Source organism: Flavobacterium ajazii (assembly GCF_010614725.1).
Lineage (GTDB): Bacteria > Bacteroidota > Bacteroidia > Flavobacteriales > Flavobacteriaceae > Flavobacterium > Flavobacterium ajazii.
On the sequence record NZ_JAAEHL010000009.1, the window covers coordinates 173,349 to 189,360 of the forward strand.

At 37.5% G+C, this 16,012-nt stretch carries 11 protein-coding genes and 1 riboswitch; all 11 genes read right to left on the minus strand.

Annotated elements, in window-relative coordinates; all coding sequences use genetic code 11:
- Positions 1–23: 23 nt before the first annotated feature.
- Complete coding sequence (locus GWR14_RS16905; RefSeq protein WP_163410255.1) at positions 24–1,538, minus strand: hypothetical protein; 1,515 nt, start codon at positions 1,536–1,538, stop codon at positions 24–26.
- Positions 1,539–1,542: 4 nt separating this feature from the next.
- The gene (locus tag GWR14_RS16910) at positions 1,543–2,061 is read right to left on the minus strand and encodes a protein-disulfide reductase DsbD domain-containing protein (RefSeq protein ID WP_163410256.1); all 519 of its coding nucleotides are present in this window, start codon (positions 2,059–2,061) and stop codon (positions 1,543–1,545) included.
- 146 nt (positions 2,062–2,207) lie between these two features.
- Positions 2,208–2,654: a protein-disulfide reductase DsbD domain-containing protein gene (locus tag GWR14_RS16915; RefSeq protein WP_246236339.1), complete on the minus strand. Its 447-nt coding sequence runs from the start codon at positions 2,652–2,654 to the stop codon at positions 2,208–2,210.
- Between the two features lie 60 nt (positions 2,655–2,714).
- Positions 2,715–3,929 carry an AhpC/TSA family protein gene (locus GWR14_RS16920; protein WP_163410258.1) on the minus strand — a complete coding sequence of 405 codons (1,215 nt, stop codon included), beginning with the start codon at positions 3,927–3,929 and terminating at the stop codon, positions 2,715–2,717.
- Positions 3,930–3,955: 26 nt separating this feature from the next.
- Entirely contained in the window at positions 3,956–5,164 is a 1,209-nt protein-coding gene (locus tag GWR14_RS16925; RefSeq protein WP_163410259.1) for a thioredoxin family protein, read from the minus strand.
- Between the two features lie 186 nt (positions 5,165–5,350).
- Complete coding sequence (locus GWR14_RS16930; protein ID WP_163410260.1) at positions 5,351–6,847, minus strand: RagB/SusD family nutrient uptake outer membrane protein; 1,497 nt, start codon at positions 6,845–6,847, stop codon at positions 5,351–5,353.
- Positions 6,848–6,878: 31 nt separating this feature from the next.
- A complete protein-coding gene (locus GWR14_RS16935; RefSeq protein ID WP_163410261.1) occupies positions 6,879–10,358 on the minus strand; it encodes a SusC/RagA family TonB-linked outer membrane protein in 3,480 nt (1,159 codons plus the stop codon).
- A 109-nt stretch (positions 10,359–10,467) separates the two neighbouring features.
- Positions 10,468–11,625, minus strand: a complete 1,158-nt coding sequence (locus GWR14_RS16940) for a FecR family protein (RefSeq protein WP_163410262.1) — start codon at positions 11,623–11,625, stop codon at positions 10,468–10,470.
- 119 nt (positions 11,626–11,744) lie between these two features.
- Positions 11,745–12,368: a sigma-70 family RNA polymerase sigma factor gene (locus GWR14_RS16945; protein WP_163410263.1), complete on the minus strand. Its 624-nt coding sequence runs from the start codon at positions 12,366–12,368 to the stop codon at positions 11,745–11,747.
- Positions 12,369–12,681: 313 nt separating this feature from the next.
- Positions 12,682–12,778, minus strand: a riboswitch (SAM riboswitch).
- Positions 12,779–13,051: 273 nt separating this feature from the next.
- Positions 13,052–13,573 carry a DUF3347 domain-containing protein gene (locus GWR14_RS16950; RefSeq protein ID WP_163410264.1) on the minus strand — a complete coding sequence of 174 codons (522 nt, stop codon included), beginning with the start codon at positions 13,571–13,573 and terminating at the stop codon, positions 13,052–13,054.
- On the minus strand, positions 13,570–16,011 hold the full coding sequence (locus GWR14_RS16955) for a zinc-dependent metalloprotease (protein WP_163410265.1): 2,442 nt from the start codon (positions 16,009–16,011) through the stop codon (positions 13,570–13,572). Before GWR14_RS16955 ends, GWR14_RS16950 begins: the two co-directional genes overlap by 4 nt.
- Position 16,012: the final 1 nt, after the last annotated feature.

Genomic DNA, 16,012 nt, shown 5'->3' on the forward strand with positions numbered 1-16,012 from the left:
TAGAAATAATTTGTGACTGCAGACTACTTTAAACCCAAACTTTTATCGGTTGTGTCTACCAGCCATTTGAAACCGCCCGCTTCTGTAAAAAACAGTTTAGAAGAGTTCTCATTGTACCATTGCTGCCATTCCTGAGCACTCTTTTCCATTCCGGTGTAGCGCAAAAGTAAGCGTGAAGCTGTTTCAGTATCTTTTCCTTTGTTTAAAAGGTCTATACAATGTTTTAAAATTTGTTTGTCTTCGTTCTCGATCCCTAACTTTTTGGCATCTTCATCAATTTTTAAAGAATAGAAATCGTCCGGCTCAGAATACAGGTACTTTCTGTTTTCAGTAAGGTATTTTTTTAGTTTGTCTACATTTTTTACATACTCCGGCTTATAAAAATTCTGTGCCGTTTGTTTTACGTATGCTTCCCATGTCGGAATAGCAATAGGTTTTGACTGTACTGACAAAATAGCTTGTTCCATTTCGGACAATTTTTCGCCTTTTGCCTTTTTTGCTGATAGTTCGCTGACCGTTTTTTCCTGCTGTAAATTAAGACTAACCATGTATTCTTTATACTTTTCGAAAGATTCAGTGTTAAGACCTCCAATTATAGCATCTGCAGCGCTTTTTGTTGCAATTTTATCATTGTATTTTCGGACAATTGGCTTTTGTCCTTTAAATTTATTAATATACACTACGGCATTGGCAAAAACCTGTTTTGCTTCATCGGTCATATAATCCGGTGACGCTGAAAATCCCCATAGAAGGAAATTTCCATGACGTCCGATGGCTACTGCTCCAACATCTTTTGAATTTACACCACTCGAAATATATTCGGCGTCAGGTGAATCCAGAAAACCTTCGCCTCTGGATACCATTCCGACACGATACCCTTTTCCTTCTGCATAACCTTCTGTCTGAACACGCCACATCGGAATTTCTTTTGGTACATTTTTTCCAGATGGATAATGAAAAATTCCTTCTGGTGTTGGTTTTGTAACCATGGTAAGACTTACCGGAAAAGGACCTTTAAAAATAGGATGTTCATTCTTTAAATGATGCGCCTCGGCATCCAGGCATAAACACAGCCAGTCTATTTTTAAACCTATACTACCGCCCATTACAGGAGCTGTATGACCAATAAAAATGGTTGGAAAATCGAAGTCTTCTTTTAAATATTTTGCCGGTTTGTATTTAGGAGTAGTCTGCATTTTTTCCCACGGATTAATGTTCTGATCGAAAATAGTCACATCATATTGGGCAGAGAGATCTGCAGTATAGCTTCTGGCATCAACTGATTTTACTTTTGCAAAATATTTTTTCAGATACGTTTCAAAAGCACCAAATCTGGTCTTAAGTTCTTCTTTAAAACGTTCAGGAGTCATTCCTCCATTTCCCGTAGGTGAACTAATTATTTTTTCATCCGCTGGTACGGCAGGATCGTATCCTACATAAAGAACCGACAAATTCTCTTTTTTTATCTCCTGAGCAAAAGCCGGAATACAAAACAGTATCAGAACCAGTACTGTTCCTTTTATAATTTGTTTTATCATGGTATTACGATTTTAATTTTAATTCTTTTGTTTTATTTCGTGGTGGCAAACATTGCCTCAAATCACAGGTCTGGTAAAAAAGTCCGACTGTAATCACAGCATCCTTTTCGGGGTTATTTACAGTAAAGATTCGTGTAAAAACAATTTCTCCTTCATAAATAAATATGTTGTCTTCGTACGGATAGGCACTTGGTTTTGTCCATTCTTCCAATGGTGTTATACCTTCCGGAAGCTCCAATACTATATCTGTTTTGATGTATGGCTGGTCTGCGGGAACATAAGCATATATGTGCCAGCCTGAAAGTATATTTGCTTTTATGATAACTGCAAGCCGGCTTTTGTCTTTATTCCAGATCAGTTGTGAATTGACAGAAACAGGATCGGAATTTTGAGGTTTTTCTACAGAAAGTGAAGCAGCAGCTTTCTGTACTTTTTTAAGGAAGGCCGTATCAGGATTCTGACTGTATGTTTTTGCAGCGAATCCTAAAAGCGTAATAAAAAGATATTTTTTTAAAATATTCATATTGAACACATTTGTATAGTTTCTGTTTTTCTGCTTTAAAAGAGCTGTTTTCACAGCTCTTTCATTAGGTTTTCTGTTAGATCATTTTTTTTGCTTACTAATTCAAAATAAAAATTGAAACATAGAGAAACCTTCTTTTAGTAGTTTTATTTAAGCTTAAAAATAAGTTCAACAGATTTAGGAGGCAGGCATTTTGAGTCGTCGCAGGCCATAAATTCTACTGAAGATTTGATCTGCTTTGCGGCTTTATTTTTCAGTTGAACTCTTTGTTTAAAAATGGTTTTACTTTCAAAATATTTAATTTTCATGTTAAAGATTTTGTCATCAACTATATGTCCTTCCTCCTCTTTCGTGTTTCCTTTTTTTAAATAATCCCCTTTTCCGTCAAATGTAAATTTTGTAGGCAAAGGACCATCTGGCGGAACAGTCTGAGAATACAAATGCCACCCTTTCTCAACAGCTGCTTTTACTACTAAATCATATTCATTTTCAGAAACTTTGACCGCACTTGTTGTCCATTTTACAGGATTGTAAACCTGTGCTGTACTGCTGAGAGCGTAAAACAGCATTATTAATGCAAAAAGCCTTCTCATTATTTTATTTTTTATTGCAATAACTGCTGTTGACAGCATCACTTATCTTAGTATCACCCATTATTTTCCGCTGAAAATGGCAGCCAGATCAGCATCCATTTTTTTATCATCTTCTTCACCTCCGTCATATCTTGCTACAACAATTCCGTTGGGATCCACCAAAATTTTGGTTGGCAGCACGTGAATGTTGTAGCCTTCGCTGATATCTTTGTCAATATTTATCCTTTCATAAGTTCCTTCTTTGTACTGCAGGCCTCTAAGTACATGCCTCCAAACTCCAATCCCGTCTTTTTCCACCGCTTTTCTCCATTTGTCATGATCTTTGTCATCATCAGAAACACCTAATATTTCAAGTCCTTTAGGCTTGTACTGGGCATATAATTTCAGCAGATGCGGATTTCCTTTTCGGCATGGCACACACCAGGAAGCCCAGAAATCCACCAGCAGGTATTTCCCCTTAAAATCATCCAGCTTTATTGGTTTTCCATTAATATCTACTGTATTGAAAGTTCCTGCCTGCGCTCCTGCAACCCCCTTCTTCATTTTCTCTATATCAGCTTCCAATTCCTTAGCCAGTACACTTTTTTTGTATAATGGATTGAAAGTTTTATAAAATGCCGCCGCTTCATCGTAACTTAAAAATCTGCTGTTGGATATCAATAAATGCATGCTGTAATAGGACATAGGGTTTTCTTTCATAAATCCTACAGACGCATTTTGGTATTCCTTATACATTGGCTCCAGGGCTACTCTGGCTTTCTGGTCTTCCTCTTTAATTGCTTCGAGCTCTTCCTGGCTCTTTTTAGCCGCAGCAGCATCATTGTATTTCTTTCTCACAGCATCAAAATGATCCTGCTCTTTCTTATATTTTAAAATAATTTTATCTGTAATGGCATTGTACCTGTAGACATCATCCTGTGATTTGGATCCTTTGAGTTTTGCAGCGGCAAAATCTGAACCGTTTAACTGTAAAGTCATCGATGCCGGTTCTATGTAAAGTGTTGCACAAGTGCCCTTGACCAATTTTCTCTGATCAGAATGTTTTGCAACCGCAATAAACTCAACTGGCTCTTCGAGTTCTCCGCTGATCTGAAACTTTCCTTTGGTAACCTGTACAGAGTCTATTTTCTTTCCAAGGAAAACATAAATTTTCCCATCACTTAACCCTGTTGCAGTCCCGTCAATTTTAAATTTTCCCTGCGCTTGACATTCATTTGCGAAACCTTGGAAAAGCAAACATAAAAAAGTTGTTCTAATTAAATCTAAACATTTCATATTCATTTATTTTAAATTACCTTACCCTATAAATTTTCAATTTTGGATTTAAGATCAATTACCCTTGAACTGGGAGCTTCACCTTTTGCTTCGGATTTTTTGATGAAAGCGTTTATGTTTTCCAAAGCCTTGCCTTTATTTTTTGTTTTTAGATACAGACTTGCCAGACAAAAATTTATCGGCAGCGATTCGGGATCAGCATCCTTAACATTTTCCACCATTGCAATGGCCTTTTGCTCAAGTCCCGCCTTTTCCAAATCAGGATTCACCGTTACGCTGTATGCGGTATTGATATAGGACGACAGGGCTTCCTTAGGTTTTTTGGCAAACATTTCATCTGCTTTCTGCTTGCTGAATTCAAACCATTTATCATATTGTTTCTGCGCCAAATAGTGCTGGCCGTAATAGTAATTTATGATCAGCTCCTGCTGAGGGGAAACAAAATCTTTTTCTGTCTCGGCAACAGCTTTATCCAATTCTGCCAATGTCTTTTTAGCAGCAGTCTCTTTTAGATAATTTGAAGTCGAAGTGCCGATCACATATTCAAAAGTCTTTGCGCCGATATAGGGCTTATCAATAAAAGCCTGTTTATTTTTGATCAGATAATTGTACGCTTTGCTTTTGAATTCAATTCCCGCATAGCCGATTACCGTAAAACCATCCTCTGTCAAATACTGTTCAGGAGTCATTGCCGGTATCACCTCGGCTCCCACTTTTTTTAGGGCTTCCAGATTATAGGCCGCATAAAGTGCCTTCACATATTGGGCAACAGTTGCCAAATCACGTTTCCCTGACTGGTACTGCTTTTCCAGATAGCTGACCTGTTTAGTCGGATCAAATGCAATCTTTGCCTGCTCTATAAACTCTTCCGCCGTTCCCGCTCCTGTGCTCCTGTGTACCACTTTGCCGTCAGCATCTATAAAAAGCAGTGTCGGGTAAGCGCTTACGCTGTAGGTTTTGGTCAGTTCAATCCCTTCCCCTTTCTCCATATCCATCTTCACACTGACAAAATTGGCATTGATATATTCACCGACTGTCTGCTGCGGAAAAATCTCTTTGGCCATCTTTTTGCAGGGACCGCACCAAGTGGTGAAACAATCCATAAAAAGCAGTTTTTTTTCTGCTTTTGCTTTTGCCAATGCTTCCTTAAACGTACCGTGCTCAAAAGATATTCCCTGCGCGTTTAGCCTTGGAAGCATCAATAACATTACTATTACAATTGTGACTTTTTTCATTTTTTGTTGATTAAATATTTGTAGTTATTGTCTTTTTAATGCCTTGATTAAATGACATGGCTTATGCCGTTCGCCTATTAACAAATAGGTAAATTCTTATTTTTTTTTTTAAATTTGAAATAAAAGGGGAAGATCAGAGAAGCCTGCAGAGGAAAATCAAGCTTCTCTGATCTGTATTCCTAAAGTTTAGTAGGATGGATTCTGCTTAATTACATTATTTCCCGCATCGATAGATTCTGTTGGTATCGGAAGAATAAACTTATCAGAATCTGTTGCTGTCGCTTTTACATCTGAAACTTTAAAACCGGTTCCAAAACCGTCAGCATAATCATATCTTACCAGATCAAACCAGGTCTCTCCGCCTTCGGCATGAAGTTCCGCTAATTTTTCAAAACGAACCGCCGTTAGAAACTGGGCTAAAGAAATGGTGCTAGGATAGGTTACAAAACCATTACCCGCCGAAGCTGCGGCTCCTGCTCTGGTTCTGATCGTGTTTAATGCCGTAAGCGCTTCAGGGGTAACCGCATTGTTAGCTCGCGCGATGGCTTCGGCAAGAATCAGGTATACTTCCCCCATACGCATATGGTAAAACATTTCATTAGTTCCAGTCGTAAAATAAGACCTGTATTTTGTAGTGTAATACCCTCCATAAGAAGCATTTAAAACAAAAACTGCAGTTCTCGAGTTATCATAGGTAATAGTTTGCGACCCCACTGTCATGCTTGCTGCAATGGCACTTTTATATACCGGAGAAATGGTAGTAAATAGTCCGCTGTAATAGTTCCCTAGTCCCAAGCCTGCGCCAGTTTCCCCTGGAGTTCCGAAGAGAATTTCCGTGCTGGTAAAAATAACCGCTGAATCATGCTGGTCAAAAATAGCTCCATAAGTCGGCTCCAGCTTAAAGTTAGCTCCTCCATTTGCAATTACGTCCTGACATAGTGTGACAGCATTTGCATAATCTCCTTTGTAAAGCAACACCCTTGCTTTGAATGCTTTTGCAAAACTTTTGTTAGAATATTTTTTGCTTCTAAGCGCCGGTGCATTCGCAATTCCCTCATCCAGGTCTGAAATTATCGCCGCATAGGTTTCTGCAACCGTATTTCGCGGACTGATATCTGAATTTTTTACCGGTGATGTTCTCACTAGAACCCCGAATTCCGAATTCACATCATAAAACTGTCCAAAGGTTCGGAGCAGATAAAAATGCCCCATCGCCCTTAGGATTTTTGCTTCGGCCAAAATCTGTTCCTTTCTGCCTGCTGTAGGGAAAACGCTTTGATCAAGCGGGGTCACTTTCTCTATCAGCCAGTTGGTTCGGTTAATCAAATCGTACAGCCCTGCATAAATGTTCTTTGTATCGGAAGCTCCCGCCGCAATGGGATTATTGGCTGCCCAGCCCAAGGGTTCTGGACCTGTACTGACAATACCATTACCGCTGTAGCCGCTCATGATATCCGGCAATATGTAAAACAAGGGGAAGGCACCTCCAAGGCTTTTCTGCCTGAAGGCCGCATAGGCTCCTGTCAGCGCTAATTCTGCCGACGCTTCGTTATTAATGGCAGTCTCCGCATCAAGGGCATATGGAGGGGTGTAATCGTCTAATTCTTCTGTCAGCTGGCAGGAAGCAGCAGTAAGCATGGCAGCACTTACTAAACCAAGGTATATATATTTTAAATTTTTCATTTCTGTCTTTTTTACAATTATTTACTATGAATTAGAAAGCAACATTTAAAGAAAATGTAAAAGTTCTGATGTTTGGATAAGATCTTCCGTTGTCGCTTGAAAAACCAGCCGATCTGTTGGCGAAAGAAGTCGAGATTACATCTTCCGGATCAAGTCCCGGATAATCAGTAATCGTAATCAGGTTATTTCCGCTTAAAGACAATCGCACTTTAGAAAGGCCCGTGTTTTTAAATATGCTGCTTGGCAGATTATAGCCAATAGAAGCCGAACGCAGCTTAATGTAGGAAGCATCTGAAACCGATCTTGAAGTCGCTATATAACCATGCGTCGGCGAACCGTATCTGGCATAAGAAGCATTTGGATTCTCTGCTGTCCACGTGTCAAAGACCTCACGGGTAGGATTGGTGAAAGGATTTACAGTATATAGGTTAGAAATCTTCTCATACTGCCTTTGTGCCCCCTGCGAGAAGTTCCAGTTCATCGTGAAATCCCAGTTTTTATAGTTCACGCTATTGTTCCACCCTCCGAAATAATCAGGATTGATATCCCCAATCGGCCCTCGGTCTGAAGTAGTGATTTTTCCGTCACCGTTAATATCTTTAAAAATATAATCTCCAGGTTGCGTCAATGTGCTTTGATAAATTCCGCCTGCAGCCGTGTTAAGAGCCGTGATTTCATCCTGGCTCTGCGCAATCTTAACCACATCATATCCCGTAATAACCCCAAGAGGCTGTCCCTGCAGTACTGTCTGGGATCCTGCATTTGCCCCGTATAAATTATCTACATTATTTTTTACTGTGGAAATATTGAAAGAAGAATTCCATCTGAAGTTTTTATTTCTGATGATATCAACTCCGATCAGAAACTCCCATCCTTTATTGGAAACATCAGCAACATTGGTGTTCCAGCTCACAGAACCGGTTTCATAAGGAAGAGGGGCAAATAAAATGATGCCAGAAGTGTTTTTTTCGAAATAAACCGCCTCCCCAGTGACTCTGTTATTAAAAAGGCTGAAATCAAGCCCCAAGTCCAGCTGATCGGTCTGCTCCCATCTAATGCTTGAGTTTGGCACGCCTGTAACTGCAATACCATTCACACCGTCATAGACAGAATCCCCATTTTCAAGAGACTGGTAATAAGCCAGATAGGTAAATGACGGAAGATTATCCGATCCTGTCCTACCCATTGATGCCCTTACTTTTAACTGATTGATAAAAGACACCTCTTTCATAAAATCTTCATTGTGCATGTTCCATGCCAATGCTCCAGACGGGAAGAATCCGTATCGGCTGTCCGGTCCAAACTTGGTAGAGCCATCCCTTCTGGCTGTAAAGGTAGCCAGATATTTTGACTTGTAGCTGTAATTTACTCTCCCAAAAATAGAGTTCAATCCCTGTTCCAGACTTTCGCTGTCTCCGGCATCAATATAGGTAGCTGATCCGATATTGGTCAAAACATTGTCATCTGGAAAACCTCTGTAATTTTGGGATTCCGCATCATAACGGGTACGGTTCCAAGAAACGCCGGCAACGGCATCAATTCTATGATCTTCCCTTATGGTCTTATTATAGCTTAAAGTGTTTTCGAAAGCTGTAGTCCAGCCTTCATTGCGCTGCACAGCTAGTCTAGCGCCCGGACGTCCGTAATAAGCCCCTTGCAGTATTGCTACCGAGCTTTTTGAAGTGCTGAACTGATTTGATTCATCTGAATTCACAGAAGCATTCAGCTGGGATTTAAATTTAAGGCCGTCTATAATGCGCACCTCTCCATAAATCGATCCGATCAAATTCTTTGACAGGGCTTTTTTTCTGGTCTGCATGGCATCTCCTAACATAGTATATTGTTCTCCATAACTTCCCATGTAAGTCGAATAAGACCCGTCTTCATTATAAGCGGGAAGGTCCGGTCTGAAGCTTCCAAGATCCAGAGAGGTAAACAATTTATTTTTGTTTACTGAATAATTATAGTTTACAGATCCTCCCACCTTGAAAGAATCGGTGACATTAACATCCAGATTTGTGCTGAAGGTATAACGCTTGAAATCATTTTCTATCATCACCCCTTCCTGATCAGAAATTCCGGCTGACATCATATAGCTTACTCTTTCGCTTCCTCCATTTACATTAAAGCTGTATTGTGTCCATAATGCATTTTTATTGGTAATAAGATCCTGCCAGTCGGTATTGGCCTTTCCAAAATATGTATCAGGATTGTTTACAATGGCATACTGCTGCGGAAAATACGGCCAGTATACCTCCGGGTAAGCATTTAAATAATCTTGGGCTTTTTCTTTAGAAAACTTTATATACTCCTCGGCTGAAAGGTAGTCATACATTTTTACCGGATTCTGAAAGGTGCTTGATGCATTGAATGAAAATCTTGGTGCCTGGTTTCTTTTTCCTCTTTTGGTGGTTACGATGATAACCCCGTTTGCGGCCCTTGAACCGTAAATAGCCGCGGCCGATGCATCTTTCAAAACATCGATACGCTCCACATCATCTGGATTTATTGCTAATAATGGATTTTCTCTTGATCCGTAATTGATAAGTCCTAAACTTTCTGAATTAGGCGTAATACTAACAGGAGTTCCGTCAATAACATACAAAGGCTGGTTATCGCCCCTAATTTGCGTTAAACCTCTGATATTTACACTTGCACCCGTTCCCGGCGCTCCGCCTCTACTCGACACATTAACGCCCGGTAATTTACCAACCAGAGCATTGTCAATAGTTTGGGTTTTTATTTGTTGAATATCTTCCGAAGTTATTGAACTTACTGATCCTGTCAAATCTTTCTTTTTGGTAGTACCATATCCTACTACCATAACCTCTTCAAGTGCGCTTACTGCTTCTTTCACAACTATAGCATAAACTGTTTTATCCTTCACAATCTGTTCTGTGTAAAGTTCAAAACCGATACCACTTACCACAATATAGTGTCCTTCTTCAGCATTAAGTGCAAAAGTCCCGTCAAAATCAGTTGTTGTCCCTCTTATAACAAAATTCTTTGGCACTGCGCCATCACCATTAGGTTTTATACTTGAAACGTATACGGTTATTCCCGGAACTGGCTGACCGCTTGAATCGGTGATTTTCCCTGTAATTTTTATTTCAGGCTGAGCTTGCTGTTGCGCTTTTCGTGGAGGAAGCTCCTGAATAATAATGGTATTATTAGAGGACTCCTCATACTTAAAATTGCCGTTTGAAAGGGTTTTGTTTAAAAGTGTTCCTAATGTCAAAGTCCCTTTTTCAAGATGTACTTTTGGCAGGTTATTAAACATATCCGAACGGTATGCAAATCTGTATTTGGTTTGCTGTTTTATTAAATCAAACACCTGATTTGCTGTCAGGGAACAGTTATTTTTAATTACAATTTTAGCGTTTTGCGACAATACATTTTCAGGCGTAAAACTGAATAAAATAAAGGATAAAAAAATAATAACTGCTTTCATAATGTAGTTAACTATGCTTTTTTTCTGGCATAAAAAAGCACTGGTAAAATTAATTTCCATAAATTTGGTTTTGGTTTTTGATTAATCTTCTGTTAATTCTAAGCCTTATCACAGGAAAAGCCGGTTAGTATTTTGCAGATCCGAACCGCTTTTCCTTGTTATCAAAGACTTATTTAAAAATAATTGTCTTTTGGTTTATCTCATATGGTATCTTGTTTGTGTTACTAATAATTGTTAAAATCTCTTCTATTTTCTGGTCTTTATCTAAAATTCCGTTGATTAGTACATTTTCATTTTCAGTTTTTTTGAAAACCACTTTTACATCGTACCATCTTGACAATACTTTCATTATATCCTTTAGTTTCATTTCATTAAAACTGAAAACCCCTTCTTTCCATGAAACCTCATTAAAGACATCAACTTGTCTGATATAAAAAGCAGTATTCCCCTCTGAATCTGTAACAGACTGCTGACCCGGCTGCAGTATTTTACCGGTAATATTTTTATTGGATAAACTTACCTTACCATTTACAAGAGTGGTATAAACAGACTCTTCGTCATTATAGGCCTTAAGATTAAATTCGGTTCCCAGTACTTCTACATTTTGACCTCTTGAAAGCACTTTAAAATGAGAGCCTTTGTGAGCCGTACTATGCGAAACCTGAAAATAGGCCTCACCATATATAAGTTCAACCTGTCTTGTCTCTCCGTCTTTGAATGCTACCGGAAACTTTAATTTTGATTCCGAATTAAGCCACACCCGGGTTCCATCGGCAAGCTCAACGTTAAACTGACCTCCGGTTGGAACGGTCAAAATGTTTGAGGCTGTAAACTGGTTTCCGGAATTATAAACAATACGTTTACCATTACTGCTTGCATTGCTGTTTTTATAAATACTGTCTTTTTCCAAATCCACAACAGATCCATCTTCAAGCGTTAAAGTCGCTTTGTCTTTCCCTATTTCAATTATTGTATTGACAACTTCATTTTTCTTAACAGAAGTATTGTTCTTAGTAACCAAAAAATAAGAAACAGAAAAGAGCAAAACCAAAGAAGCTGCTGCTGCATATTTATACCAGGAACGTCGCCCGGATTCATAAACTGGTACAGGATTTTGTTGTGATGTTCTGTTCACAATAGACCTCCAGGCTTCCTCTTTGTCTATCAAAGCATAATCTGATATTTTTTTTACGATGTTTTCAAAATCAGTTTTCTTTGAAATAGAGTTTTCTTTTCTTAAAGATTTCAAAAGGACTTTTTCATCCTCTTTCAAAATCTTTAGCTTCTTTTTAATTGCCAGGGTTGATAAATGGAAAATTTCTCTCATTATGTTATTCTTTTTTTAATATAGAACAACTAAAGAGTAAAAAAGTACTATCGATTTTTCATTTTTTTTTACAAAAAGGTAAAATAATAGTTAAAATAGAGTAAAATAAGGATATTTTCTTATGATAATAAGAAGTACAAAATGATGTCCATGTCCTGAAACTGTTGTCTTAAAATTGCATAAGACTGCGATTTCAACGTTTTTACTGTCTGCAGTTTAATATTAAGTATTTCTGAAATCTCCTGATTTTTTAGCCCTTTGAGACTCATTTTTATAATCTCTTTTTTACGGTCAGGAAGTAATTCAATTGCCTGATGTAGCTGTCTTACGATTTCTTCTTCGAGAACGTGCTCTAAAAACAGAGTATCATCTTCTAAGATATTTATCGACTGTGACGTTGCATATTTATCTTTGACTTTACTATGTTTTATAACATTAAAACATTTATTTCGGGTAGATTTATACAGAAAGATTTTAAGTGAAATTTCATCAGGAAAAAACGGGTCTTTTTCCCATAAATCCACAAACAGATCCTGAACGAGATCTTCACATTCATCAATAGCAGGCAAAAATCGATTGGCATAAAGTACGAGCGCCTCGTAATATGCATCAAATACATTTTTTAAACCATCCTTAATACTTGAACTGCTAACTGATTTCAATTTTTTGTTGCCTTTTAAAAAGTTCATGTCCGGATGTAAAAATAGTAAATTAATAATATGAGCATTAATATCCTTCATCATTTGCTATATATTGTTTTTTAGACTGCTAAATTTTAATAATTTTTATTTTCAGGTTTTTCTTTTGCTAATTTGAAAATTTCGACCAAATCTTAAATTCTTTATACAAATTTCGGCTAATTGTAAACTGTTGAGTTTTCCTGTTAAGCCGGAGATCAATTTCAATTCATCTTAAAAATACATCTGCTTAAAGAAATAATTCTGATACATAATTTTACAATCTGTTCAAAAATTTCAATAAACCCATTTAGATTTAAGCAATAATAAAACCTCTATTTTTTAAATTGATGATTATGCAGATTAACTAAGGAAATCTTTCTTATCTGTCCGTATCGGCAGGATTTAGCACCTTATTAAGCAACAGGTTGCTAAGACGTCAAAGGGCCTAATCCCTCGGTCTTTCTGGATAAGCATCATTACAGAAATTTTCTGTGCTGCAAAAGTATTATATTAATTCTATAAAACTACTATACTTATAAAGATATTTTTTAAACATTAAAAAAGTTGATTCTAAACGCAAATCAAATTCGACTCAAGAATTAGAAAAGCGTTTTAGCAAACAAAAAAATATTCCACACAAAAAATGTCCTTTTCGGATGATCTTTTGTATGGAATATTTACAAACTATATAAACAGACAAATACGGCTCTTTTCAGAATACCGTATTTATCCAACTAATTCAACCTTTACAGACTTGCTTTTACTTCACCGCAAGTCAGCATATTTTTAGGATAGTAAGGGTTTTTGATTTCCTTACTGTCGCTTGTCCAGACTGCCCCGGTCATTGGGCAAACCTGAAGATATAATGTAGCGTCTTCAGCTTTGAATTTTGGAGCTAAATCCCAAAATTTAACTGAAAGTTCCTGAACGATTTTTCTTTGTTTATTGATATTTTTAGTTGCTGTTACCTGAGTTGCAAGATCAATAATATCCCTTCTTTTTGTAGTAGCCTCGTTCATTTTTTCAAGAGTCAGCTTTTTAAATTTGAAGTTTTTTAATGAACTCTTTAGTGCCTCTGCATTTTTAACAACCGCAAGGCTATCTGAAATTATAAGGCTGTTTTTTAAAGCCAGGTAATTTTTTGTGATTTCCTTTTTTTGTGCTTCACGTTTTTCAACCTGATCCGGAGTTACTTCTTCTTTTGATTTCAATTGAGCTTGTCCCAAAGCACTTAAGAAGATGAATGCTATAACTAATATTCTTTTCATATATCTGTTTTATTTAGTTTTGAAATAATTTTGTCAATCTCGATCAAAATATTTTCGAAATGATCTTTATTAAGCCCTGTTGATGCATTCATTGATTTGGTAACATCTGCTCTTAATTTCAAAATATGCTGTTTACCATATAATCTTACATCACTACGCTGTGCTGCATTTAAAGCTTTTCCTGGTTCTGCTTCTTTAGGCAACAACAGCATACCCAATTTATCAATATAGCTTCTTTGTAAAGATCTTCTGTAATAATCCTGTTTTACGTCACCGGTAAAGTTTACCCATACCGTTTTCTGTACATCGTTTAAAAACTCAGGAACTGTATAAGCACCTTCAAACTGCATCGATTTAAGGTTGATATTATAAAGTATTCCTGAACTTAACAATATATTTAGTACCTGATTCTGCTGATCTGAAATCTGATCTTCTGTTTTTAAAGAAATAAGCTGATCAATATTTTGTGGATACATCCAAAGAGGTGCTACAAACAATTGTCTTCCTACATAATCAATGGCTGCTTTCACTTTTGCTTTTGGAACAGGCTGGTTTACGATACCTTTTTCATCAACAGTTCTTTTAGTGATATAGTTATTACCAATATATTTCAGCACATGATACAAGTATCTTGAATATTGCCCTACAACCGCTTTATGCATATCTTCTAAATTATTGTAAGCATCATTTGGTTCGTAAGTCCATTCTACAAGATTTGGTACTACGCGTTTTAAGTTTTTAATTCCGTAATCACTGGCAAGTACAGCGTCATCACCCAAATCTTCTGCCTGACTACGCGGGTCTTCATCTTTTCCTTCGCCTCCAAACCATAATTTAGGATTAGCGGTCAGACTGTCTGTAGCCATTTTGCTGAGTATTTTTTCTTCTTCAAACTCATCTTTTGCATTTGGAAGATAGCTATACCCCCATTTAACAGCCCATTTGTCGTACATTCCGATACGTGGGTAGATACCCGCCGGACCAATATTATCTTCTGGCTGTGCCACATAATTAAAACGTGCATAATCCATGATAGAAACGGTATGACCATTTGCTTCAACCCAGTTTTTATCACGAAGTTTTTCTACCGGAGTAGCGCTGCTCGCTCCCATGTTATGACGCAAACCAATGGTATGTCCGATTTCATGAGAAGAAACAAAACGGATTAGCTGTCCCATTAATTCATCATCTAATTGCATTTTTCTGGCTTTTGGATCTAAAGGTCCTGCCTGAATCATGTACCATCTTTGCACTAATTTCATCACATTATGATACCAGCCAACATGGCTCTCCATAATTTCACCGCTTCTTGGATCGCTAATTCTCGGACCGTAAGCATTTGGTGTTTCAGAAGCCAGATATCTTACTACAGAATACCTTGCGTCTTCCAGGCTCATTGTTTTATCATCTTCCGGCCATTCTTTACCAACAATAGCATTTTTAAAACCTGCTGCTTCAAAAGCTTTCTGCCAGTCATTGATACCTGCAATTAAATAAGGTCTCCATTTTTTTGGCGTAGCCGGATCAATATAATAGACGATTTGTTTTTTAGGTTCAACCAATTCGCCTCTTAGGTATTTTTTGATGTCTTTGTCTTTTGGCTCCAGACGGTAACGCTGAATGATGAATTTTTTCTCTGCACGCTGCTGGTCGTCATCAAACAAAACATATTTATTAGCAAAAAAACCTACTCTTTCGTCTGCAAAACGTTTGCGCATAGGCACTTTTGGAAGCAATACGATTGAGGTGTTCAATCTTAGTGTCACGGTTCCGCTGCTTGCTGTAGAACTTGTATAGGTTCTTGTTGATTTTACCTCAATGTTAATCGGATAAGTATCTATACTTTCAATAAAAGATTTGTCGTCAGCAAGAGTGGTTAATTTTTTTTCTGTTTTCTCTTTGCTCTCTATAGAAAACATGGCATTATCTTTTTTGAAGGCATCTGTTACGTCAATAACAACATTTCCATTATCAGGATTGGTTGTTTTGATTGGAAACGCTGCTACAATCGGATTTTCGTTACTGCCAGCCAATGCTTTTGCCAGCATAGAATCTGCATTACGAACATCCTGTCTGTATTGTAATGATCTTAAAAAAACGGTATTATTAGGTCCTTTTTCAAAATAAATAGTCTGCTCATTGGCTTTTTCACCACCAAAAGTTCCCATCCCTTCAGGAGTCGAAAGAAATCGGGTAACTACCAACATGTATCGGTTAAACAAACTGTCCGGAACCTGAAAATAGTATTTCGTATCTACCTGACTTACTGTAAAAAGACCCGTTTTACTTTTCGCTTTATCGGTAATTACTTTGTTGTAAGCCTGCATTCCTTTTGGCTGCGTACTGGTACTATCTGCTTTTTTTTCAGCAGTGTTTTGAGAAAAACCATGCTGCTGCGTGGCCAGCAGCATGGTGAAAATTATAAATAATTTATTCATC